20 protein-coding genes and 1 tRNA gene are annotated in these 23,348 nt (G+C 38.9%); 8 read left to right on the top strand and 13 right to left on the bottom strand.

What is annotated here, in order from left to right:
• Positions 1–113: 113 nt before the first annotated feature.
• The 4 genes from fabV to ACWIB3_RS05705 all read right to left on the bottom strand — a co-directional run bounded on the left by fabV (position 114) and on the right by ACWIB3_RS05705 (position 3,952).
• Entirely contained in the window at positions 114–1,313 is a 1,200-nt protein-coding gene (gene fabV, locus ACWIB3_RS05720) for an enoyl-ACP reductase FabV (RefSeq protein WP_185214384.1), read from the bottom strand.
• Positions 1,314–1,443: 130 nt separating this feature from the next.
• A complete protein-coding gene (locus tag ACWIB3_RS05715) occupies positions 1,444–2,598 on the bottom strand; it encodes a serine hydrolase domain-containing protein (RefSeq protein WP_454291131.1) in 1,155 nt (384 codons plus the stop codon).
• Positions 2,599–2,604: 6 nt separating this feature from the next.
• Positions 2,605–3,315, bottom strand: a complete 711-nt coding sequence (locus ACWIB3_RS05710; RefSeq protein ID WP_237219460.1) for a DUF3307 domain-containing protein — start codon at positions 3,313–3,315, stop codon at positions 2,605–2,607.
• A gap of 10 nt (positions 3,316–3,325) precedes the next feature.
• On the bottom strand, positions 3,326–3,952 hold the full coding sequence (locus tag ACWIB3_RS05705) for a hypothetical protein (protein ID WP_185214382.1): 627 nt from the start codon (positions 3,950–3,952) through the stop codon (positions 3,326–3,328).
• 197 nt (positions 3,953–4,149) lie between these two features.
• Between ACWIB3_RS05705 and ACWIB3_RS05700 the strand changes: the two genes are divergently transcribed.
• Positions 4,150–5,025: a PPK2 family polyphosphate kinase gene (locus ACWIB3_RS05700; RefSeq protein ID WP_254527043.1), complete on the top strand. Its 876-nt coding sequence runs from the start codon at positions 4,150–4,152 to the stop codon at positions 5,023–5,025.
• Positions 5,026–5,040: 15 nt separating this feature from the next.
• Here ACWIB3_RS05700 and ACWIB3_RS05695 read toward each other — a convergent pair whose 3' ends face one another.
• On the bottom strand, positions 5,041–5,829 hold the full coding sequence (locus ACWIB3_RS05695) for an SDR family oxidoreductase (protein ID WP_454291130.1): 789 nt from the start codon (positions 5,827–5,829) through the stop codon (positions 5,041–5,043).
• 64 nt (positions 5,830–5,893) lie between these two features.
• A complete protein-coding gene (locus ACWIB3_RS05690; protein WP_454291129.1) occupies positions 5,894–6,289 on the bottom strand; it encodes a hypothetical protein in 396 nt (131 codons plus the stop codon).
• A 146-nt stretch (positions 6,290–6,435) separates the two neighbouring features.
• On the opposite strand from ACWIB3_RS05690, the gene ACWIB3_RS05685 reads away from it, so the two are divergent.
• The 4 genes from ACWIB3_RS05685 (at position 6,436) to kdsB (ending at position 9,323) form a co-directional block, all read left to right on the top strand.
• Positions 6,436–6,816, top strand: a complete 381-nt coding sequence (locus ACWIB3_RS05685; protein WP_185214378.1) for a hypothetical protein — start codon at positions 6,436–6,438, stop codon at positions 6,814–6,816.
• A 102-nt stretch (positions 6,817–6,918) separates the two neighbouring features.
• The gene (trpS, locus tag ACWIB3_RS05680; RefSeq protein ID WP_185214377.1) at positions 6,919–7,917 is read left to right on the top strand and encodes a tryptophan--tRNA ligase; all 999 of its coding nucleotides are present in this window, start codon (positions 6,919–6,921) and stop codon (positions 7,915–7,917) included.
• A gap of 3 nt (positions 7,918–7,920) precedes the next feature.
• On the top strand, positions 7,921–8,535 hold the full coding sequence (locus tag ACWIB3_RS05675) for a deoxynucleoside kinase (protein WP_094256336.1): 615 nt from the start codon (positions 7,921–7,923) through the stop codon (positions 8,533–8,535).
• 44 nt (positions 8,536–8,579) lie between these two features.
• Positions 8,580–9,323, top strand: coding sequence for a 3-deoxy-manno-octulosonate cytidylyltransferase (gene kdsB, locus ACWIB3_RS05670; RefSeq protein ID WP_454291128.1), 744 nt, complete (start codon positions 8,580–8,582; stop codon positions 9,321–9,323).
• A gap of 90 nt (positions 9,324–9,413) precedes the next feature.
• Here the strand turns inward: kdsB and ACWIB3_RS05665 are convergent, their stop codons facing one another.
• From ACWIB3_RS05665 to ACWIB3_RS05655, 3 genes are read right to left on the bottom strand one after another with little or no spacing between them, the layout of a single operon-like run.
• Positions 9,414–10,310 carry an aldo/keto reductase gene (locus ACWIB3_RS05665; protein ID WP_454291127.1) on the bottom strand — a complete coding sequence of 299 codons (897 nt, stop codon included), beginning with the start codon at positions 10,308–10,310 and terminating at the stop codon, positions 9,414–9,416.
• Positions 10,294–10,968 carry an FKBP-type peptidyl-prolyl cis-trans isomerase gene (locus tag ACWIB3_RS05660; RefSeq protein ID WP_313259107.1) on the bottom strand — a complete coding sequence of 225 codons (675 nt, stop codon included), beginning with the start codon at positions 10,966–10,968 and terminating at the stop codon, positions 10,294–10,296. The genes ACWIB3_RS05665 and ACWIB3_RS05660 overlap by 17 nt, the downstream gene beginning before the upstream one ends.
• Positions 10,968–11,957: a glycosyltransferase family protein gene (locus ACWIB3_RS05655; RefSeq protein WP_185214374.1), complete on the bottom strand. Its 990-nt coding sequence runs from the start codon at positions 11,955–11,957 to the stop codon at positions 10,968–10,970. The genes ACWIB3_RS05660 and ACWIB3_RS05655 overlap by 1 nt, the downstream gene beginning before the upstream one ends.
• A 194-nt stretch (positions 11,958–12,151) precedes the next feature.
• On the opposite strand from ACWIB3_RS05655, the gene ACWIB3_RS05650 reads away from it, so the two are divergent.
• Positions 12,152–13,009, top strand: a complete 858-nt coding sequence (locus ACWIB3_RS05650; RefSeq protein WP_313259844.1) for a zinc dependent phospholipase C family protein — start codon at positions 12,152–12,154, stop codon at positions 13,007–13,009.
• Positions 13,010–13,061: 52 nt separating this feature from the next.
• Complete coding sequence (locus ACWIB3_RS05645; protein ID WP_454291126.1) at positions 13,062–14,930, top strand: TonB-dependent receptor plug domain-containing protein; 1,869 nt, start codon at positions 13,062–13,064, stop codon at positions 14,928–14,930.
• Positions 14,931–15,220: 290 nt separating this feature from the next.
• Here ACWIB3_RS05645 and trxA read toward each other — a convergent pair whose 3' ends face one another.
• The 4 genes from trxA to ACWIB3_RS05625 form a co-directional block, all read right to left on the bottom strand.
• A complete protein-coding gene (gene trxA, locus ACWIB3_RS05640; protein ID WP_093096263.1) occupies positions 15,221–15,538 on the bottom strand; it encodes a thioredoxin in 318 nt (105 codons plus the stop codon).
• A 101-nt stretch (positions 15,539–15,639) separates the two neighbouring features.
• Positions 15,640–20,061: a DNA polymerase III subunit alpha gene (gene dnaE, locus ACWIB3_RS05635; RefSeq protein WP_454291125.1), complete on the bottom strand. Its 4,422-nt coding sequence runs from the start codon at positions 20,059–20,061 to the stop codon at positions 15,640–15,642.
• Positions 20,062–20,328: 267 nt separating this feature from the next.
• Positions 20,329–20,847: an OmpA family protein gene (locus tag ACWIB3_RS05630; RefSeq protein WP_185214370.1), complete on the bottom strand. Its 519-nt coding sequence runs from the start codon at positions 20,845–20,847 to the stop codon at positions 20,329–20,331.
• A gap of 54 nt (positions 20,848–20,901) precedes the next feature.
• A complete protein-coding gene (locus ACWIB3_RS05625; protein ID WP_454291124.1) occupies positions 20,902–23,091 on the bottom strand; it encodes a glucoamylase family protein in 2,190 nt (729 codons plus the stop codon).
• 170 nt (positions 23,092–23,261) lie between these two features.
• On the opposite strand from ACWIB3_RS05625, the gene ACWIB3_RS05620 reads away from it, so the two are divergent.
• A tRNA-Gly gene (locus ACWIB3_RS05620) sits at positions 23,262–23,334 on the top strand.
• The last annotated feature ends 14 nt before the right edge of the window (positions 23,335–23,348 follow it).

Here is a 23,348-nt window from a genome sequence, read left to right as displayed (position 1 = left end):
CTAAATGAATACTCAAAAGAATTCATAGCATTGAATTCTTTGCAGTAGGCTATTGCACAATAAAAAAGGAGTTGCCAAAAGACAACTCCCGAATATTTCTAAATGAGGTTGGATTATTCTGCCAAACTAGGCACTTGTACCAATTCACTAGTATCTTTATCGTAATCGATATTATCAAAGTTAAAACCAAATAGTTGGAAGAAATCATTACGGTAACCAACGATATCAGAGATCTCTTCTAAGTTTTCCGTTGTTGCCTGTTCCCAAAGTTTTGCTACCTCTTCTTGAACATCTGCTCTCATTTCAAGATCGTCAACACGGATCCTGCCTTTTTCATCTAAAGGAGTTTCTACATTATTGTATAATCTTTCAGCAAACAATCTTTGCATCTGCTCGATTGTTCCCTCATGGATTCCTTTTTCCTTCATCACTTTATACAATAATGAAATATACAAAGGAACCACTGGAATTGCAGAACTAGATTGTGTAACCAATGCTTTGTTTACAGAAACATAGGAGATACCGTGCAAATCTTTCAAAATTTCATTGATGGTTGGAACAGTTCCTTCCAAATCATCTTTAGCACGACCGATTGTACCATTTCTATAGATAGGATAAGTCAATTCAGGGCCGATATAAGAATATGCAACAGTTTTAACGCCTTCTGCTAAGACGCCTGCAGCTTTAAGGTCTTCAATCCAGAATTTCCAATCTTCACCACCCATTACAGCAACCGTATTTTTGATGTCATCATCTGAATCAACAGGTTGAATGCTTATATCTGATACAACACCAGAATGGAAATCAACAGTTTTATTGGTAAAAGCCTGATCGATTGGCTTTAATACTGAAGCATGTTGAACTCCAGTTTTTGGATGTGTACGACGTGGGGATGCCAAAGAATAGACAACCAAGTCAACCTGTCCAAGATCTTTTTTGATCAATTCAATGGTTTGCGCTTTGATCTCATCCGAGAAAGCATCGCCATTGATACTTTTTGCATATAAGCCAGCAGCATGAGCTTCTTTCTCAAAAGCAGCGCTATTGTACCAACCTGCAGTACCTAATTTGCCTTCAGATGCTGGTTTTTCAAAAAACACTCCGATAGTTGCTGCTCCTGAACCGAATGCAGCACTGATGCGTGAAGCAATCCCAAATCCGGTAGATGCACCGATTACCAATACCTTTTTAGGCCCGTTTTTAATCTCGCCTTTAGATTTTACGTAATCGATTTGGTTTTTGATATTCTCTGCCGCTCCTTCTGGATGCGCTGTCAAGCAGATAAAACCTCTAGTTCTTGGTTGAATAATCATATTGCTAAATTCTCAATTTGAATAATTTTTACAAAAGTAGTTAATTTTTCAAGTAAACTGCCCCAAAATATCCCCCTTTAATCCTTTTGTGGACCTTGCAACCTAATGCTCAGAAGGTTAATGGCACTCGTTACTGTTTTTTTATGAAATCTTGATAGAGTAAGTTAATAACTTCTTTCGACATTACAATATCTTCATTTCGATCAATCGTTGGAATGCAACCATTGGTTATCACGACAAAACCGAACTTTTTATTAGGCTCAAAAAACATGTTGCTATAAAGGCCATAGGCTGAGCCAGTATGTCCGATCATATGTTCCCCAGGAATTAATTGATAGGTTTCCAATAATGCTAAGCCATAATTTTCCTTTGGAGATAAGCCCTTTTGCATTTTTTGTGAACTTGCTTTGCTGATGATTCGCTTCTTACCTAATTTCCCATAGTTCATATGCATCTGCATATATTTACCTAGATCATGTGCCGAGATCTTCATTCCCCCAGTTGGTGAAAAAACAGGTGTACTCACTCCCATCTTATAATTCCTGATCTCCTCAGATCTTGGATAGTAAGCAGCACTTTGTTCATCATATTCACCATCTATTTTATCATACAATTTTGCAAATCGACTTTGGTCCAATGAGTCTACGCAATATCCCGCATCCAATTTTAATGGATTCAGTATTTGTTGTTTGATATAGTTATCAAATCGAATTTCAGTTAATCTCTCCAATACCGCCCCAATGATATTGAAGTTCAAGTTACAGTATTCATAATCGGTTCCTGGTTCATAACTGTTATAGGATTTCTCCCATTCTTTGTTCTTTGTGGTATCTAGAACATCAAAAGTAAAATAACCATTATAATCATTTAAACTGGAACGATGTGATAGCATCATTTCCAATGTTATTTTGGTGTCCGGAAATTTAGGATTCCTTATTTTAAATCCAGCCAGATCACTGATATCATCATCTAACGAAACCTTTCCTTGTTCTACAAGTTGCATAATTGCCGTAGAACTGAACGATTTGGAAATAGATGCAATCCTGAATAGATCATTTGTGGTTAATGGAGCTTTTGTTTCTAGGTCCTTATAGCCAAAAGCCTTTTCATAAACAGGTTTTCCATTTTTTACAACCACAATGGCCAAGCCTACGGCATCATATTTATCCGTTATTTTTTTAAGGTCAGATTCAAATGAAGCACTTTGCGCCATGGCGCCAGTGCTCATAGAGACCGCAGCAAATAGACAAAATAGGCTCTTGAACCTTTTTAGATTTATTTTCATATTAGATTATATTATTGTTAGTAGATATTTTAAGCCAAATGCGACCAACATACCAAGTCCAAAACTTAACAAAGTTCCGATCAGTACATACTCCGTAAATTTTGTATCCTTCGCATTCGTTAGGTCCCCGAACCTAAATATTGATTTAGCTGCCAGCAAAAACCCAATCCCCTCATTCAAGCCAAGCAGCACAAAGCCCAATATCATTGCTCTTTCCAAGATTCCAATAATGGTCCCGGCATCAAATAAGGTTTCTTTTCGCTTACTGTTGAACTCAACTTCCTTATTCCACTTGCTGAAAAACACACGGATCACAATTGGTATTACAAATACGATCAACAATATGGCTATGGTATAGAGCAGCACATGGTTCCAGTTCATATTTGTTAAAATATCCTGGAAGGCAGCCATATTATTAAAATAATAGACAGCAAAAATACTCGCTATATGCAAGGCTTGGTCTACCAGGAAAATTCGGACAGGATTCGAGGGCCATTTTTGTTCCCAACCTATTTTTAGGCTGTCGATAGCTAAATGTGCCGCAACCAGGAAAAGGATACTTTGCCATTTATTGCCCAGATCATTGATAAAAAATAATATCAATAGACCTGCATGCACCGCAACATGATAAAACAAATATTGAATATGTGTCCTACGTTTATCAACCCACGATTTCGGCTGAAAAACAAAATCCCCTAAAATGTGGGATATCAACATTTTAAGCAGATCAATTAACATAGGCCTTTAAATCTTTTGTGCAATAATCGATTACTTGGTTCATCTTGGAATAATTCGCTTTACTAAGTTCTGTACTCACTTGGCTCTGGTGCTTTCTCCCGATGATCTTCGTCAATTCAGTCTGGTTGGCATTGGGATAGTCCATTGCTGCCTGAACTGTTTCAGCCATATTGGGAGTCCATTGGTCCGTTAAGCGGGTTGTCAAAGTTAATATTAAATTCAAGCGCTCATCCAGATCCTTCCATTGCGATTTGAATTCCAAACTTTCCTTAGTCAGGCTATCCAATGATTGACCTGAAAAAACAAAAGCCTCTCCGCTCGACTTCTTTATATCTTTATCAATGAAATCAACCTTCCCCACTCCTATTCCTATTCGGATATCCATTCCTTCCAATTGCCTCATTTCTGACTTTAAATAAAATATCGCTTGAAAGCAGGCCTCAATAGGCACTTCGGCCTGAAAACTATCCCCACGAAAAATATCATAGGTCAGTGCATGTTTCTTGATGCCCCGCTCTAACCTCGGAAGCCATTCTTTCGCATCATGCGACCTTGAATGCACTACATCTCCTGTTAATATGACATGGTAACTCATGGCTGTCTTTTTATTAATCATCCAATATAATGATATTTCTTATTATCATCAAAATAAATGATAAACAAATTTATCATTAAAAACGATGATATTTTTAATTATCACTGAAATAAATGATAATTTTATTTATCAGCTCATTGGATAATAAATTATTGACCCTAGGGCAAAACGTAGATTAAACAATTATTTATTAAATTGTGTTCAACAAAATAAAGCTTATGGGAAACTATGCAAAAAGGCTAACGGCAAAAAGCAATTTCAAACTAAATGAACATCCCACCAGTATAAAAGATGAGATAACAAAGGATGACGCAAAGCTTGAATTAAAGGAATTAAGAAAGAAAATAGCTGCTCTTCAGGACAAAATGTATGCAGATGACCGATATTCAGTTTTGATTTGTCTGCAAGGGATGGATACTTCTGGTAAGGATTCCTTGATTCGAGAAGTCTTCAAGGAAATGAATGTACGCGGGGTAGTTGTTGAAAGCTTCAAAACACCAACAGAAATCGAACTACAACATGATTATTTATGGCGACATGAAATCAAGTTGCCAGAAAAAGGGAAATTCACGGTATTCAATCGGACCCATTACGAAAATGTATTGGTAACAAGGGTACACCCTGAATACCTTCTGAACGAAAGGATTCCTCATATCACTGATCCTCAAAATTTACCAGATGATTTTTGGGAAATGCGCTTCCAGCAAATCAACAACTTTGAAGAACGATTGACACAAAATGGTATGATTGTCTTCAAGTTCTTTTTGAATGTCAGCAAGGAGGAACAACGTGACAGACTTCTGAGCCGATTGGAGGAGGAAGAAAAAAACTGGAAATTCTCTCCTGGAGACTTAAAGGAAAGAGCACTGTGGAGTAAATATATGGAATGCTATGAGGATGCCATCAAGAATACCAGCAAAAAACATGCACCTTGGTATGTTATTCCTTCAGATTCTAAACCAATCAGTAGATTCTTGGTCGCAAAGATTATTTACGAAGTACTTTCAACATATAAGGATATCAAATACCCTGAAATGCCAGAAGAGATCGAAGAACACAAGAAAAAATACAAAGAACAGTTGGAAGCCGAATAGCTTCCAACCGTTTATCTAAAAGACGACATTGGAAAGACCGCCATCCAATGGAATGGAGGCCCCAGTCAAGAAGTTGGCATAAGGAGAAGCTAAGAAAGCTGCTAAATAACCATATTCTTCCGGTTTACCCAATCGTTTGATAGGCATACTTTCAATCCGTCGCTTTTCAATCGTCTCTAAGGAAACTCCCTCATTTTTTGCCTGATTATTCATCAGGTCATAAAGTCTATCCGTTGCAAAATAACCTGTCAAAATGGAATTGACTGTAATTCCATCTGCAGCAACCGCTTTTGAAAGTGATTTACTCCAACTGACTAAGGCGACCCGCATCGTATTGGAAAGCACTAGGCTATCCTGAGGTTCTTTCACGGTCAGGGAGGAAACATTGATAATACGTCCAAAACCTGAGGAACGCATACCTTTCAAGGCTAATTCAGAGGTATAAACAGCGTTTTTGAACAACAGATCAAAGGCCTGCTGATAATCTCCGATATTTTTATGGGAGACATCTCCTGCTGCAGGTCCATTGGTATTGTTCACCAGGATATCTACCTGATGCGCATTAAAATAAGCCGTTAAATTGGCTTGGTGCAGCTCAAAGTCCATAAAGTCGGTTTGCAGATAACCATGTTTCTGGCCATTTACCGCCGAAAGTTCCATTAAAACTTCCTTTAACTTGTCCTCATTCCTGGACATCAGGGTGACTTCAGCTCCACATGCCGCCAATTCCATGGCAATTGCTTTCCCGATTCCCGAAGTAGCACCACCAACTAAGGCCTTTTTACCAGTTAAATCAATTTGCATATCAAAATTTTTGAAAGCCTAAATATAGCCATTCAATTAGAAAAACCGACTCAGTCAATAGGAATTAATCGCCTTCGTATTTAGGATAGCCTTCTTCATCCAAATCATCGCGCTCATCTTCAGCATCTCTCGACAACTCTTCATCTTCTTTAGATACCCGTACGATGCTCTCCCCTTCGACATGCATATTGTTATCCTCTAGATTTTCCTCCTGAAGTTCATCTAATGGGGCATATTCTTCACCTACATAGGGATTCGACGAGTCATAGGTAGAGTCATCGTCTGCAGCACCTTCACTGATAGTATCATAGTCCGAAGGATGCTCCCAATCTGGATCATTATCATTGACATCCAATTCGTAGGAGGAATCTTCCTTATTATAGGTCAAGTCCTTTGGATCTTTAGGTCCTTGGTCATCATCATTCACCTTATTTTGTTTTTTGTTCTCTTCTGAATTCATAATAATTAAATATTTAAAACCTATCCTTAAAACCATCCTAACATCCCAATTGTTTGCATAAACATCATAAGATTAACGACTTTGTGACGTTGTATTAAAAGAGATAATTAGTTATATTTACCTTTAACAATTTATAAACTTCTATTATGCAAACTAAAACTGAGTACCTAATTTGGGACAAAATCGTCTCAAGTGCGAAAAGTCGTTTTGATGCTGATTTATATGCCAATAAATTCAGAAATATGAATCCAGAATTGTTTGATAAACTGATCCTACATATCATTGTTGGATTTGCTTCTGGAGAAGATCATGATAGTATTTCAACCAACCTACATAACGAACTGGAACATTTAGGGATTGATGTCCGTGAGGGCGTCATCGACACCATTGTATCGGATAAACATGTCACCTTTTCGTGTGAAATCTATGCGGCTTACCTTACTTTTTCCATGCTGGAAGATGGAGCCTTGGAAGTTGAAGTATTGGGTTATGTTACCGACCTGCTGGAAAACCCTCATATTTATTAGGATAGCAATTTTCAATGCCTTCGGTTGAATTCCGATAAACCCCGTTTATCATCCGTACTAGCTGTATCAATTTTCCTGTTTTTTATGTAACTTCGCAGTTATATGGAAACCGTTGTTAGTGGTATTAGAAGTACCGGAAAATTACACCTTGGAAATTATTATGGGGCATTGAAAAATTTCGTCAAAATGCAAGACGAATACAATTGCTTCTTTTTTATTGCAGATTTACACTCTTTAACGACTCACCCTACTCCACATGGCCTCAAAGAAACTGTACGCAATGTGGTGGTAGAATACCTTGCCGCTGGATTAGACCCCGAAAAATCAACTATATACGTTCAATCTGATGTACCTGAAGTTGCTGAACTCTATCTATACATGAATATGAACGCCTATTTAGGTGAACTGGAAAGATCTACAGCATTTAAGGATAAGGTTAGAGCAAACCCTAATAATGTCAATGCAGGTCTATTGACATATCCTGTCCTTATGGCCTGTGATATCTTGATCCACCACGGAACTAAAGTGCCTGTAGGAAAAGATCAAGAACAACATCTGGAAATGACCAGGACCTTTTCAAACAGGTTCAACCGTCTGTATGAGGTAGATTATTTCAAAGAAGCATTTGCATTCAGTTATGCAGACAAGCTCATCAAGATCCCAGGACTATCTGGCCAAGGTAAAATGGGAAAATCAAACGGTGAAGCCGATTGTATCTATCTTTCCGACGCCGAGGAAGTTATCCGTAAAAAGATTATGCGCGCGGTAACCGATGCTGGTCCTACGGAACAGAACCAAGTAAAACCTGAAGCTGTACAAAACCTCTTCGATTTGATGAATGTCGTATCTACTCCTGATACCGTTCAACACTTCGATGGATTATATAATAAAGCCGAAATCCGCTACGGTGATTTCAAAAAACAACTTGCTGAAGATATGGTAAATGCCACCAGTGAAGTGAGAGCACGAATCCAAGAAATCAGTGAGGATGATGCTTACATTGCCAAAGTCATAAAAATGGGCGCTGAAAAAGCCCAGGCAAGTGCCCAAAAAACAATGAAAGAAGTTCGTGAAATTATCGGTTTAAAAAAATTGTATTAGAATATGCATATAGCAATTGTTGGAAATATTGGAGCTGGTAAAACAACCTTAACAGAATTACTTGCCAAACACCTTAACTTTGAGCCTCAATTTGAAGCCGTAGAGAATAACCCTTACCTAGAGGATTTCTATAGCGATATGAAACGATGGGCCTTTAACCTGCAGATTTTCTTCCTAAATTCTAGATTCCGCCATATTGTGGATCTACAGAATAGAGAGATCAACATGATCCAAGATAGGACCATCTATGAGGATGCTTACATCTTTGCAGAAAACTTATATGATATGGGCTTGATGAGTGCCCGCGATTTTGAAAACTATTCCGATATTTTTCAAAGCATTGTTAACTACATCAAACCACCAGATCTTTTGATCTACCTTCGTGCATCCGTACCTACTTTGGTAAACAATATCCAAAAAAGAGGCCGTGACTACGAATCTGGAATACGTTTGGATTATCTTTCTAAGCTGAACGAGAAATACGAAAAATGGATCAATAATTATTCTGAAGGAAAACTATTGATTCTAGATAAGGATAATCTGGATTTTGCCAATAATCAGGAAGATCTCGGAAAAATTATCCAAAAAATAGAAGCCGAACTCTTCGGTTTATTTTAAGAACTAAAAAGCCGATATTCTTCGGCTTTTCTTATTTTTAATCTATGAAAGTAATTGGAATAATACCTGCTCGATACGATTCAACAAGATTTCCCGGAAAACCGCTGGTGGATATCGCCGGAATGACCATGATCCAGCGTGTTTACAACCAAGTAAAACATGCCGCCTCACTCAGCGAAGTCGTTGTCGCTACGGATGACCAAAGGATATTCGACCATGTGAAAAGTTTTGCGGGCAATGTCGTCATGACTAAAAAAGAACACCAATCTGGTACTGATCGTTGTGCTGAGGTCATCAATAACATCTCGGGTTTTGATATCGCCATCAATATTCAAGGTGATGAACCTTTTATTGATCCTCAACAGATTGATTTACTGGTTTCCTGCTTCCAAAGACCTGAAGTAGAAATTGCAACCCTTGTCCGTCCGATTCAAGAACTTACGGATCTGGAAAATGTAAATAAGCCGAAGGTGGTATTAAACCAAAAAAGCGAAGCATTGTATTTCTCTAGGCAGGCAATCCCCTATATGAGAGGTGTTGACATCAAAGAATGGCTCTCCAAAGAAACCTATTACAATCATATTGGCATCTATGGTTTTAAGGTTGAAACTTTAAAGGAATTAGCCAGGTTACCTATATCTAAACTTGAAACGACAGAATCTTTGGAACAGCTCCGCTGGTTAGATAATGGCTACAGGATCCAAACTGCGGTATCTACCCATATTAACGATGCCATCGATAGCCCCGAAGATCTACAGGATATCCTCAAAAAATATTTCAGCAAATAATAAAAAATAAGGTCAAGATTTATTCTTGACCTTTATCCTATATCTCTATTCCTCCTGCCCTTTCTATTAGATCAGAAGTATAAAATTCCTTTAATAACTAACTTCGGGCATATTAGCCAACAATTCCTGATAGTCCTGTAATTTAATCTTATTCATTTCGTCAACAACCAGGTCCAACGAATTAATTTGCTCCCTAGTCCTTATCCCGAGTACACTGCAGGCTACAGGATGATGTAATAATGGATATTTTAAAGCAAGTGCCAAATTATTCACACCTAATTTATTTGCTATCTCTGATATTTCACGTTGGATCTCCAGAACTTCATGAACGGAATAGCTCAAGTATTTCTGGGCAGCTTTTTTTAACAATAACCCTTGGGCAACAGTACCACGAGCTAATACAGAAATTCCACTATCCGCAAGTTCCTGAAAATACGCCTCTGGCCTCCGATCAAAGATACTGTACTGCATCATATCAGAAACAATATGGCTATTCTTGGCATAATTTAGGAACACCTTTGGTCTAATGGATGAAATACCGTAATAGCGGATCTTTCCCTGCTGAACCAATAATTCGAAGGCTTCAACTATTTCATCAAATGGATCCTCAATGGTACCTCCATGTAATTGATAAAGATCGAGGTAATCAGTCCTTAGACGACTTAAAGATTCATCAACAGATTTTAAGATATAGGCCTTACTTGGCGCCCAATCCCAGCCACTTCCATCCTCTTTCCACTTATTCCCGACTTTAGATGCTAAAATCCATTTATCACGATTTCCTTCAAGCAACCTGCCTATCAATTCCTCATTCTTCCCTTTGTCATAAAGGTCCGATGTATCGAGGTAATTGATACCAAGCTCTTGCGCATGCTTGATAATATAAGAATTCGTTCCATCATGACCTTGCACCAACGACATCGCGCCAAGTCCAATTTCAGATATCTTTAATTCCGATTTACCTAAGTTATTATATTGCATTCTCATTTGGGGATTTTATATCCAATAGTTCCACATCAAAGATCAAGGTACTGTATGGAGGAATTGGACCACTGCCACGTTCTCCATAGCCTAAATTATAAGGAATGAAAAATCTATATTTTGCTCCTTTTTTCATCAAGGGGATACCGATTTTCCATCCTTCAATTACATTATCCAATTCAAGGTCCAATGGCTCACCACGTTCATAGGAATTATCAAAGGTTTCTCCAGTATGGACCTTTCCAATATAATGAACCTTTACCGTATCGGTCAATGAAGGGTTCAATCCTGTTCCCTCTTTTAGGACTTCATATTGCACTCCCTCAGGAGTCACCTTTACTCCAACTTTGCTTTTATTTTTTGTCAAGAATTCTTCCGCAGATTTCTTTAATCCTGCACTCTTTTCGTCCTGGATCTTCTGTAATCCATCACGGATTATCTGCTCTCGGTCTTCATCCTTAAATAATGGATCCTTACCTTCCAGCACATCTCCTATTGCTTGTAACAATTTCGCCTTATTGATAGGCAGATCCATCCTTTTGATATAAGATCCTAAGTCTTGGCCTAAAGCATAAGACAAAGAATCGTTGGCATTTGATAAGGCCTGTGCCTGACTTTGCGAACTTATTGCTAAACAAAAAAAGATTCCTAAAATGTACTTCATTATGGTTTATGGTTTTTTATTATTTTATCGATTATCTCTGCCGTACAGTCTTGGTAATCCACGTTTACCTTAGATTTTGCATTTAACCAAGATTCAATGTCCAATTCAGATTTCTTCTTTAGACTTTTGATCACAGGTACGCCAATTTCCTCCAGAGATGCTGCATTTAAATGTTGCTCATATTGGTTCTTCATTGGAATCACCAATAATTTCTTCCCTAAATATAGGGCTTCCGCAGGAGTTTCAAATCCTGCACCACATAAAACGCCTGAAGATTCTGCCATACTCTGTACAAAAGCATCCGAATTGATAGGATTGATGGACACATTCTTTAGTCTAAATGGCTTCTTGTTATGTTTCGAAAAAACCTCCCATTTTACATCCGTAAAACGTGATAGGTGCTTTAATAAATGGGAATCATCATAAGAAGGTAAATATACGGTATAATGCCCAAGATCCTTAGGTTCCAATTCTCTTACTGACTGCCTGATTACTGGAGTGAAGATATGGGATGCATAGGACTTAAAGTGAAAACCATAGGAGATATTCGATGGAGCATAATTCTTCATGATAAATTTCCCCAACATGTCCGACTCCTCAGGTTTAGGACTCGAAGGATCAAAAGCACCGATCTGATGACTTAGTCCAATACAGTTCTTTTCCTTAAAATAACATCCCCAAGCAGAAATGGGTTCAAAATCATTGATTACCAAATCATAGTCTTCCACTGGAACAGAATTCACTTCCTTGACAAATTTCCGGACGGTTGAACTCATAAAGGTCTTCCAAAGGTCTACACCACCAGACTTGCCAAAAATAAAGCTCAATCCATGGTATCGATATTTGACTTCAAATGGCAAATCGATATCGGCTTGTATGCCACTGATTAGAACATCGACCTGACCGTATTCCCGAAGACATGGAATAATATCGATAGCTCGACATAAATGCCCATTTCCAGTCCCTTGAACAGCATATAATATTTTCATCGAATCAGTATTTGACTTCAGCAAAGTAACAAATTTCAGTTAACATGTTTCGACAAAATCTTATATATCTTAACTTAAAATTATTATTTTTCGATAAATCTCTACTAACCAACATGAAACAATGTTGTATTTTGTTCATCTCAGGAATTATTATCCTTATCCTATCTGCATGGGGTTTTAAACCGCATAAATTGATGAATCAAAATGCCATTTTCACCCTTCCTGCTGATCTCAGTGTCTTTTATAAGAAACACCACTATCAAATCCGTGAGTATGCCATCAATGCCGATAAAAGGGTTTACATTGACCCAGCGGAGTCACCACGTCACTTTATTGATCTGGATCGTTGGGATCAGCACGATTCTATCCAGATCCCATGGAATAAAGCAAAGGAAAAATATCAGGAAAAATATTTGATCAGCCGTGGAATTGTTCCTTGGCAAATCGAGAAGTCATATCGTCAATTAAAAAAAGCCTTCTTCGAAAAGGATATTGACCGAATTATTAAGATCTCTGCTGATTTAGGTCATTATGTAGCTGATGCCCATGTTCCATTACATACCAGCAGTAATTATAACGGACAGTTAACAGACCAGATTGGAATCCATGCCCTATGGGAAACCCGATTGCCTGAAAGATATAGCAACAAGTATAGTTTATATGTCGGACCGGCAGTCTATATTGATGATGTTCTGGGTTTTGCGTGGCAGGCAGTCCTTGAAAGTCATTCCCTCCTCGATTCCGTATTAAAAGTTGAAAAGGATTTGTCAAATAAACTTCCAAAAGTCCTACATCGATCCTTTATCCAGCGAGGTCAACAATTACAAACAAACTACTCCGACTTCTATGTCACAAATTATCATAATCAGTTAAATGGTATGGTCATGCGACGAATGAAAAAATCAATCCATGCCATCGGCTCAATATGGTTTACAGCTTGGGTGGATGCAGGACAGCCTGACCTTGCCAACACTCAAATCCTAGAAAACAAAATTGATAGTATAGACCTTAAGATCAATCATATCCCTAAAGGTCGAGAAGAATGGCATTAGAATATTCGTTCAACTAAACATTTTAACTAATTTTGGCAAAAATTTAATTAAAATGTCAACCAAAAAGTTATTATTCCTTTTTTGTTCTATACCTACATTCGCCTTTACACAAAGCTTGAATGATACAACCAAAATCTCAGAGGTCATCATTCAGGAAAACAGATTTCAGATTCCTTTCAATCAACATAGCCGCAATATCCAGGTCTTGACGCAAAAGGACCTTAAGAAATTACCAAGTACAAGTATCAATGAGGTCTTAAGGTACGTGTCTGGCGTAGATATCCGTCAGCGTGGTCCTTTCGGAACCCAAGCTGATATCGGCATCGATGGTGGTAGTTTCGACCAAACGCTGGTATTGATCAATGGTGTTAAATTATCTGATCCACAGACAGGTCACCACATGCTCAATATCCCTATTCCATTAGAAGCAATCGAAAGAATTGAAATCCTTCGTGGACCTGCCTCCAGGATGTATGGAATCAACGCCCTAACCGGAGCTGTCAATATTGTAACCAAACAAGTGGAACATAATTCAGTATATACCCATCTATATGCAGGGACTTCTTTTGACAAAGTGGAAGAAACGGATAAGGATGGCATCTACTATGGAACAGGTATTCAGGTTGGAGGAACTTTTTATAATAAAAGCAACCAACATCAATTATATGCCAGTAAAGAGCATAGCAATGGTCAACGATATAATACAGGATCTGATAACGAAAGAATCTATTATCAAAACAACCTAGTCATAAATTCGGACAACAGGATCCAAATGATGGCTGGCTATATGAACAACAGGTTTGGTGCAAATGGTTATTATGCAGCACCCGGGGATAAAAATTCAGAAGAGTTGGTAGAGACATTTTTATCAAGTATTTCCTCTCAACACCAGCTGAACGAAAACTGGTACCTGAATCCTAGGTTCAATTACCGCTATAATGATGATGATTATAGATACTTTAAAGATGATTTGAGCAAAGGAAGAAGCCATCACTATACACATAGCCTCTCAGGGGAATTAAATGCATACAGACAATTTAAATACGGTGATTTGGGATTAGGGATTGAATCAAGACATGAAAAGATCAATAGCTCCAACATTGGAGATCATAGTCGCAATAACCTTGGATTTTTCACTGAATTCCGTTCAACCTATTTTAGGAAGTTTATTTTCAACCTAGGGGCCTATATCAATTACAATTCTGATTACGATTGGCAGGTATTCCCTGGACTAGATATCAGTTACCTGATCAATGACAACTGGAAGATTTCGGCAAGCAGTGGGACCAGCCAAAGGATCCCAACCTTTACAGACCTGTATCTAAACCAAAGACCCGGAAATATTGGAAATCCAGATCTAAAAAGTGAAAATGCTTGGCAAAACGAAATCGGAACTTCCTATTCTAAAGGGGACCTCAGTATAAGGGCGGGCTACTTCTATCGTGATATCGATAACTTTATTGATTGGATGCGTGAAAGTACGGATGTACCTTACCAAGCAAATAATTTAGGGAACAATAAAACCCACGGAATCTTTTCCAATCTATTATACAATTACCAGATTGCCGAAAGAAAAAGCTTGAACTTCAACTTTTCCTACAGCTATTTAAACCCTTCTATTGTAAACAATTACAAGAACAGCATAATCAAATACGGAATTGAAAGCTTAAAACATCAGGCTATCGCAACTATTAGCTTCCATACCGGAAATTGGAATTTTATTACTGCAAATCGTTGGCTAGAAAGGACTTCAAACAACTCATATTTTGTGTCCGATGCCCGCATCGCATTCCAAAAATCTAAGTATACCATCTACGGCGATATCCAGAATATATTTGATGCACAATACATCGAAGTTGGAGCAGTCCCAATGCCAAGCCGCTGGGCTACATTGGGATTTAAGTATAACATTAAATTATAGATATGAGATGTGAGATATGAGATGTGAGAAATTTGGAATGAAGGCATGCTCATCGAGCAGCACCTCGGCTTGGCTAGATAACCGCCGAGATGCTACCATGCCATCGGAATAATCTTGGCCCATCCTCTTATCCTTTCCCTCCTGGTTCAAACCCAGATCTTGGCCTATCCTCCCATCCTTTCCATCCTGGTTTTAATCCAAATCTTGGCCCATCCTCTTATCCCATTAATCCTGGTTCAAAAAACAGGGCGATTATTTCTAATCGCCCTACCTTATTTTGTTTTCTAGTCTTAAAGTTGTTTCTCTAATTTATCAGTCAATACTGATTTTGGAACAGCACCGATTTGTTTGTCAACAATCTCACCATTCTTAAAGAACAACAAAGCCGGGATATTACGGATTCCATAACGAACAGAAATATCTGGATTGTTATCAACATTAACTTTACCTACCACTGCTTTACCTTCGTACTCCGTTGCAATCTCATCCACCAATGGACCTACCATACGACATGGGCCACACCATTCTGCCCAAAAGTCAATTAGTACTGGTTTATCTGATTTTAATACAACTTCATCAAAGTTGCCATCTGTAATTTCTAATGCCATTTTGATTATGTTTTTATGATTTTACAATTTAAATGAACACAAATATAAGCATTCGCTTATACATGCTATTTACTTACAACTATTATTTTTTTTATATGCTATCAATTTAATTTATATCGCACACTCTCTAAAGCTTCCAATCCATCCAAAAATTCATTGGTGATAAAAATCTTCTTACGCTTTACAGGCATTTCAATGGACAATTCATCCTGAAGATCCATGATCATAAACTTTAATTGACAGTTTGCCTCTTGTCCTTCTAATTGAGTATAACTCACTAACTCTTCTAATGTTTTGACAAATTCCTGATTTAAGATATGCAATGGAAACTGAATAGTAAAGCTTTTTGCCATCTTTTCGCGTAAATCAGATAGCAATTGGATTCCTTTCAGCTCAAATCCCCAGTTACCAACTTGTTTGAAACGCTCTTGCACCAATCCCCTGATCTGGACAAAATAGCCTTCCTGCAAATAACCTTTAAATTTCACATAATCTTCACCAAAAACCATGATCTCATAGGAGTCTGAATAATCTTCAATAATAAATGAACCAAAAGGTTTGCCCGATTTGGCAACCCTATGGTTTGCCAAGGCCACAATCCCTCCTAAAACAACCTCCTTGTTCTTGATCCGGTTAAATTCAAGTAATAGCTCCTGCTCTACTTCCGCAGCTTTCACCTTATTGATCATCTGTAGGTCTGTCACATTATTTGGACAGAAATGGCGCATTTCGAATTTATAGTTATCCAAAGGGTGACTGGTCAGATAAATTCCGATCACATCTTTTTCATATTTCAACTTCTCGATCAATCCCCATGCTGGACATGGATTCAAGGTCGGTTCAGGCAATTCAACAGCTCCACCCGCTCCAAATAAACTTACCTGCGCGGAGTTCTCATTCTCTTTAAATTTATGAGCAAATTTAATGGCCTTCTCAATCCCCGAACTACTATCGGTGTCCGAGAAAAAGTATTGTGCACGGTGGGTATCCGAAAAGGAATCAAATCCTCCAGCATAAGCCAGACTTTCGAATGCTTTCTTATTGATCATCCGAAGATCAACTCGCTTAGCTAAATCAAATATTGACTTGTATGGACCATCAGTTCTACTATTTACAATCGTTTCTACGGCTCCTGCTCCTACACCTTTCACTGCTCCAATACCAAAACGGATAGCCCCTTCATCATTTACCGTAAATTTATAATGCGACTCATTAACATCTGGACCTAAGACAGTTAAACCCATTCTCCTACACTCTTCCATAAAGAACGTTACTTGTTTGATATCGTTCATGTTATTGGAAAGTACAGCAGCCATATATTCCGCTGGATAATGTGCTTTTAGGTACGCAGTCTGATAGGCGACCCAGGCATAACAGGTGGAGTGGGATTTATTGAAGGCATAGGATGCAAATGCTTCCCAGTCAGTCCAGATCTTTTCCAAAACCTTTGCACTATGTCCATTCGCTTCTGCTTGGGCAACAAATTTAGGCTTCATCTTATCCAAGACCGCTTTTTGTTTCTTACCCATCGCCTTACGGAGAACGTCGGCATCACCTTTTGAGAATCCCGCAAGCTTCTGGGACAGAAGCATTACCTGCTCCTGGTAAACTGTAATACCGTAGGTTTCACTCAGGTATTCCTCACAGGCATCCAAGTCATAGGTGATAGGTTCAATTCCATGCTTACGTTTTACGAAACTAGGAATATATTCCATCGGACCTGGACGATATAATGCATTCATGGCAATTAAATCCGCAAAGACTGTCGGTTTTAATTCCTTCATATATTTCTGCATCCCCGGAGACTCGTATTGGAAGATACCAATGGTCTCACCCCTCTGGAACAGTTCGTAGGTCTTTACATCATCAATAGGGAAATTATCGGGATCCAAATCGATGTCATGGCTCAATTTTACGTTGATAACGGTATCCTTGATTAAGGTTAACGTTTTTAAGCCTAGAAAGTCCATCTTCAACAGACCCGCACTTTCAACGACCGAGTTGTCGAATTGGGTGACATATAGATCTGAATCCTTCGCTAAAGATACTGGAACGAAATTCGTAATATCATCCGGTGTGATGATTACCCCACAGGCATGTATACCCGTATTACGCATCGATCCTTCCAAGACCCTGGCTTGTTTGATGGTCTCCGCTTCAATACCGGCACCATCAGCCAAAGACTTCAGTTTATTGACGGCTTCCAACTCTTCACTACGCAAAACTTCCTTCAGCGCTTTGTCCTCCAGATTGAAGATCTTACTTAGTTTCAAGTTGGGAATCAATTTTGCAATTTCATTGGCATCAGAAAGTGGAAGATCCAAAACCCTGGCAGTATCCTTGATAGAAGATTTCGCTGCCATAGTTCCATAAGTAATGATCTGCGCTACTTGTGATGCTCCATATTTGTCGATTACATATTGCATTACCCGACCACGCCCCTCATCATCGAAGTCGATATCAATATCGGGCATGGAAACACGGTCAGGATTCAAGAAACGCTCAAATAGCAAATCATATAAGATGGGGTCTATATTGGTAATCCCCAAACAATAGGCAACGGCAGAACCTGCTGCTGAACCACGACCCGGACCTACTGATACTCCCATTTCACGGGCGGCAGCAATAAAGTCCTGTACGATCAAGAAATAACCAGGATACCCTGTTTTCTCAATCGTAGCCAATTCAAAATCCAATCGCTCCCGAATGGAATCGGTAATCTCAGGATATCGTTTCTCCGCACCGATATAGGTCAGGTGCCTTAAGAAGGCATTCTCACCACGCTTTCCACCATCAACCAAATCCTCTTCCGATTGGAACTGTTCAGGGATTTCAAATTTTGGAAGTAAGACATCCCTGTTCAAGGAATAAATCTCAATCTTATCCAAAACCTCCTGTATATTGATGATGGCATGTGGTGTATCTTTAAAAACCTGCTTCATTTCATCAGCAGATTTGAAATAGTATTCTTGGTTTGGTAAACCAAATCGGAATCCGCGACCTCTCCCTTTCGGTGTAGAGAGCTTTTCACCATCCTTAACACATAATAGAATATCGTGCGCGTGCGCATCAGCTTTATTGACGTAATATGTATTGTTGGTCCCGATTACCTTCACCTGATGTTTTTCTGCCAGTTGGACCAAGGTATCATTTACCCTGTTTTCGTCCTCCTGACCATGTCGCATCAATTCAATATAGAAATCCTCGCCAAACTGTTCCTTCCACCAGATCAGCGCTTCTTCTGCTTGGGCTTCACCTATATTTAAAACCTTGCTAGGAACCTCACCATTTAGGTTACCTGAAAGAACGATCAAATCTTCTTTATAGCGTTCGACAGTTTCCTTATCGATCCTCGGCACATAATAAAATCCTTCAGTATAAGCTACTGAAGCCATTTTTGCCATGTTGTGATATCCATTTTTGTTCTTGGCCAGAAAGACAATTTGATAACCATTGTCTTTTCTGCTTTTGTCTTTACGGTTCTCACATACAAAGAATTCACAACCCACAATGGGTTTGATCATCCGACCATCATAGGTCTCGCCATTTTCTTCAGCTTCCTTAATTTTTGCTTCTACATCCTTATTGTGACCTAAGGTCTTGCTAACAAAGTGAAAGGCTCCCATCATATTACCATGGTCCGTCATGGCAACTGCCGACATTTTATGCTTGGCTGCTGCTTGGATCAGGCTATCAATGGAAATTGTGGACTGTAAAACTGAAAATTGGGTATGATTATGTAAGTGGGCAAACTCAGCTGCTTCAAATTTAGCTAGAGTTTCAGGATCAATGACAACCTTTTTAACCCCCATGCTTTCCTCTTGACGGATTGCGTCAGAGGCCGCCTTCAGGTTTACATGCTTCAGTCCTACCGATTCAACAACGGAAGGATTCTCTTTTCTAAATTCTACAAAATAGCCGGTATCAACCTGTAAATCACTTGGCGTAAATACATCTTTTCTGATCAGCTCAAAAAAGCATCGCGTAGTTGCTTCCACGTCGGCTGTAGCATTGTGCGCCTCAGCAAATGGAACCCCAAACAGATAACTGTGTAATTCTGTTAGGTTAGGCAACTTATATCGGCCACCACGACCACCGGGCAGTTTCAATAGCTCTGCCGTGACTTCCGTACAGGTATCAAGGATTGGCATGGAAGCCATTGGACTATCCACCTGATAACGGTAGAATTCACAGCCCATAATATTGATATCAAAACCAATATTCTGACCTACCACAAATTTCGCCTTTGCTAATGCTTCATTGAATTTAACTAAAACATCAGTCAGGGGTATACCCTCAGATTCTGCCAATTCAGTAGAAATACCATGGATTTTTTCAGAATCATAGGGAATGTTGAAACCATCCGGCTTGATCAAATAATCCTGATGCTCAACCAGCCTTCCCATTTCATCGTGCAATTGCCAAGCAATCTGAATACACCTCGGCCAGTTATCTGTATCCGTAATTGGTGCATCCCAACGCTTTGGCAAACCCGTAGTCTCCGTATCAAAAATTATATACATCTTTCTCTTCTCCCTAAAACTTTGAACTAACAAAAATACTTAATATTATCCTAATAAACTCCCAAATTCTAGGAACTAAAATCTCCAATTCTTTAAGTAAATCTAAACTAGGATTTTAAAGGCAAAGCTCTGTTTTTAAAAAGTCATTTTGCAATTTTAGCTTTCCATATCGATCAATTAATAAATTAGCAACCTATCAAATTCCAGCAAACAAAAAACGCAGCCCATTTACTGCGGACTGCGTTTTTATATATTTTTAGAGGTTCTTTATTTCAAGATCACCACTTCTACTCTTCTGTTCTTTTGTCTTCCTTCTGGAGTTTTGTTGTCAGCAATTGGTTTGGTCTGGCCTAAACCTTTTGTTGAAATTCGAGCGTCAGATATCCCCGCATCTACCAAAAACTTCTCCACTGAAGCTGCACGCTTGTCTGACAGCCAAACATTGTACTCCGGAGTACCTGTAGCATCAGTATGTCCATCAACTCTGATCTTGGAACTGGCGTTGGAAGTCTTCAATACCTTCACCAATTTGCTCAATTCAGTTTTTGCTCCATCTGTTAAATAGGAAGAATTCGTCGGGAACAATAAATCGGATGATATGGAAACTAAAATACCTTCATTTGTCTGCTTCGCGTCCTCAAATTCTCTCTTCACATTTTTCAATCCATCATTGGTTCCATCTTGACTGACTACAGCCCCTGGGTTCACAACCAATGCTTGTTGTTTACAAGAAAATAAAGTAAGACCCGCTAAAAAAATTAAAGTTAAATAGTTGATTCGCTTCATGAGTTTTTATAAAGTTATTATTCTGTAAATATAGTGATATTACTATTAAAAATGTCACTTCTTGAAGATTCTTTGTTCCGCAGATCTGATTTCTGGAATTGCCTGATATAAGTTCCAGATCAGCCCTGTTCTGGCGTTCTCCAACAGGATGGCAAGGTTGGATTGGTTGTTGGCAATATACTCGTCAGAAACATCATCTGTCCGCAAATCCATCCATGCTCTAAAACCATATTCGGTAAAGAGGTATTCTCCAAATTGATTGTACATGGCATACATGGAACGCTTAGAACGGCTCTCATCCAAAAACATGGACGAAATCGCTATGGCAGGATTGATCCGGAAAGTACCAATACTATCTCTATATTGATAGAATCCCCAAATATCAGAATTTGAAGTACCTACGCCAATCTCATTATCCCTGCGTTTTGCCACTTGTGTATATTTTTGGAGAACTGATTTCAGGTCATACTCTCCTACCTTACTTAGATTCGGGTTGATCGTATTAAAAGGCCTGTACATATCCAATAGACTCGTGGTATAGTTTCCGAATGGAAGTTTGATACCGTACATCAGGGTATCATGCGCTGAAGCCACTTTAAATATGGAATCCTGCCCAGGAACGGAAATCAATACCTTTTCAGCATCCATCATCAGATTAACGGAATCCCCTAAATTGGATTCATGATCGGTGCCCATCCGTCGGATCGAATTTCTTCCCCTTGGCTTTTCAAATCTATATTTTAAAGCGTTGGCAAAGGCCTCAGGTGGCAAGCTTGATTTTGTGGAAGCAATGGCTAACATGTAGGCATTTAGGCCTCCATTGATACCAACCAAGGGATCAAAGGTAAAATACTCATCTACCATTTCGATTGCTGATCTTAACACCAATGGATCAGACGGCAAGGTCACTCCTCTCCAATCCAATCTTTCCCACAACTGGGTAATATCCGCGCGTAACTTATTTTCATCTGCTGCATCGGTAGTCAGGTACTGACGGATGACCAATAAGGCTTCCATCAAGGAACTCGTGGCTTGCACGTCATAACGTGGAATATCGTCTAGATATAAAGGCAGTCCTTTTCTACCATCAAAATAAGCAGGAAAGAAGCCCTTATTGTTTTGGGCCTTACCCAAAAAACCTACAATCCGTTTAACCCGACTTAGGAACAATGCTTTGCTTACAAATCCTTTCTCTACACCCACCAACATGCTCAGCATGGCACCTCCGGTTTCACGAACAGAAACCACTGCCTTATCTTTCATGCGATAGGGCATGTACATTCCTGAATTGATATCGTAATTCTCAACGAAATAATTTACGTTGGCAAGTTGGATCAGATCCAATAACTGATCTTCATTAAGCTGTTTGGGTTCTACCTCTAGCACTTCTGAAAATGGCGATTCACGGTAGTTGTAGTCCACCCAGGCAATCTTATAATAATATTTCTTATCTAAAACAGGCACATAGTCCAAGCTCCTCAGCATATAGGTTGGTCGGATGGCCACTGCTTTAAATTCTTTGTTGTCCAAGGAGCGATAGATCTTAACATAGCGGATACTAGGTGTCAAGGGAACCTGCCACTGTAGGTCCACATGCTTCCCATAAGCAGTAGCTTTGGATAATACCGCATTGGATGTCAAGGGAGCCTCTGAATATTTGGTAGGAAGGAATTCTATCTGATCCAGAAATAATTGATTGGTAACCTCACTGGAGTGATGTTGCCTAAGTATAATCCCAGAGATATTATGATCAATATTCAAGCCTGCAAATTCCTTCAGTGGAATCTTCACGCTCATCCAACTGCTATGGTTATAATCTTCGATATAATCTCCCAATGGGATAGAAACTGATTGATTCATCCCTTGTTGGATAGAAATTGAAGGTAAGTTTTCAGCTTTTGTACCAGCAGAACCTACAAAGATCTTTAGGCTCAGGATATCATCGAAGGACACCCGATAGTGAAATTTCTGCCTACTATACTTGATCAGCACATCCCAATCTCCCATTTCGGAGGAAATGTATTTTAGGGAAAGCGCATTCCCAGGAGTAAAAAATAAGCTGTCCGAAACCAAAAGGTTTTTTTGGACATTCTCCACCCAACTATCGCCCGAATAATTAACGATACTGCGGGCATAAGTTCCTTTCACCAAACTATTATCAAATACCACCTCAGGATAGGATTCAGCTTTACTGTTCAAGCCCAGAAAGCATAAAAAGAGTATAGTAAAGAGTCGAAGTTGCATAAACAAGAATTAATCTACGAAAATAGATAAAAATCGCGCCAAAAGCTATTATTATGCCCTTTTTCTGGCTTCGTGATAAAATTATTACGCACATTACAAGCACATTGCATTTTTTATCAGGATATTATTTTTCAACTTTGTTAAATCTCTCTATATTTGCAGCACGTCAAGCGAAAGTAGCTCAGTTGGTAGAGCACAACCTTGCCAAGGTTGGGGTCGCGAGTTCGAATCTCGTCTTTCGCTCAGTTGCCTAGGTG

This window comes from Sphingobacterium sp. NPDC055431 (assembly GCF_053644255.1).
Note: the sequence above shows the minus strand (reverse complement) of the source record. Positions and strands in the feature narration are given on the sequence as shown.

Bases quoted from the DNA above. Each gene is read 5' to 3' on its own strand.
- fabV (WP_185214384.1), bottom strand. From the start codon at position 1,313: ATGATTATTCAACCAAGAACTAGAGGTTTTATCTGCTTGACAGCGCAT.
- ACWIB3_RS05715 (WP_454291131.1), bottom strand. From the start codon at position 2,598: ATGAAAATAAATCTAAAAAGGTTCAAGAGCCTATTTTGTCTATTTGCT.
- ACWIB3_RS05710 (WP_237219460.1), bottom strand. From the start codon at position 3,315: ATGTTGATATCCCACATTTTAGGGGATTTTGTTTTTCAGCCGAAATCG.
- ACWIB3_RS05705 (WP_185214382.1), bottom strand. From the start codon at position 3,952: ATGATTAATAAAAAGACAGCCATGAGTTACCATGTCATATTAACAGGA.
- ACWIB3_RS05700 (WP_254527043.1), top strand. From the start codon at position 4,150: ATGGGAAACTATGCAAAAAGGCTAACGGCAAAAAGCAATTTCAAACTA.
- ACWIB3_RS05695 (WP_454291130.1), bottom strand. From the start codon at position 5,829: ATGCAAATTGATTTAACTGGTAAAAAGGCCTTAGTTGGTGGTGCTACT.
- ACWIB3_RS05690 (WP_454291129.1), bottom strand. From the start codon at position 6,289: ATGAATTCAGAAGAGAACAAAAAACAAAATAAGGTGAATGATGATGAC.
- ACWIB3_RS05685 (WP_185214378.1), top strand. From the start codon at position 6,436: ATGCAAACTAAAACTGAGTACCTAATTTGGGACAAAATCGTCTCAAGT.
- trpS (WP_185214377.1), top strand. From the start codon at position 6,919: ATGGAAACCGTTGTTAGTGGTATTAGAAGTACCGGAAAATTACACCTT.
- ACWIB3_RS05675 (WP_094256336.1), top strand. From the start codon at position 7,921: ATGCATATAGCAATTGTTGGAAATATTGGAGCTGGTAAAACAACCTTA.
- kdsB (WP_454291128.1), top strand. From the start codon at position 8,580: ATGAAAGTAATTGGAATAATACCTGCTCGATACGATTCAACAAGATTT.
- ACWIB3_RS05665 (WP_454291127.1), bottom strand. From the start codon at position 10,310: ATGAGAATGCAATATAATAACTTAGGTAAATCGGAATTAAAGATATCT.
- ACWIB3_RS05660 (WP_313259107.1), bottom strand. From the start codon at position 10,968: ATGAAGTACATTTTAGGAATCTTTTTTTGTTTAGCAATAAGTTCGCAA.
- ACWIB3_RS05655 (WP_185214374.1), bottom strand. From the start codon at position 11,957: ATGAAAATATTATATGCTGTTCAAGGGACTGGAAATGGGCATTTATGT.
- ACWIB3_RS05650 (WP_313259844.1), top strand. From the start codon at position 12,152: ATGAATCAAAATGCCATTTTCACCCTTCCTGCTGATCTCAGTGTCTTT.
- ACWIB3_RS05645 (WP_454291126.1), top strand. From the start codon at position 13,062: ATGTCAACCAAAAAGTTATTATTCCTTTTTTGTTCTATACCTACATTC.
- trxA (WP_093096263.1), bottom strand. From the start codon at position 15,538: ATGGCATTAGAAATTACAGATGGCAACTTTGATGAAGTTGTATTAAAA.
- dnaE (WP_454291125.1), bottom strand. From the start codon at position 20,061: ATGTATATAATTTTTGATACGGAGACTACGGGTTTGCCAAAGCGTTGG.
- ACWIB3_RS05630 (WP_185214370.1), bottom strand. From the start codon at position 20,847: ATGAAGCGAATCAACTATTTAACTTTAATTTTTTTAGCGGGTCTTACT.
- ACWIB3_RS05625 (WP_454291124.1), bottom strand. From the start codon at position 23,091: ATGCAACTTCGACTCTTTACTATACTCTTTTTATGCTTTCTGGGCTTG.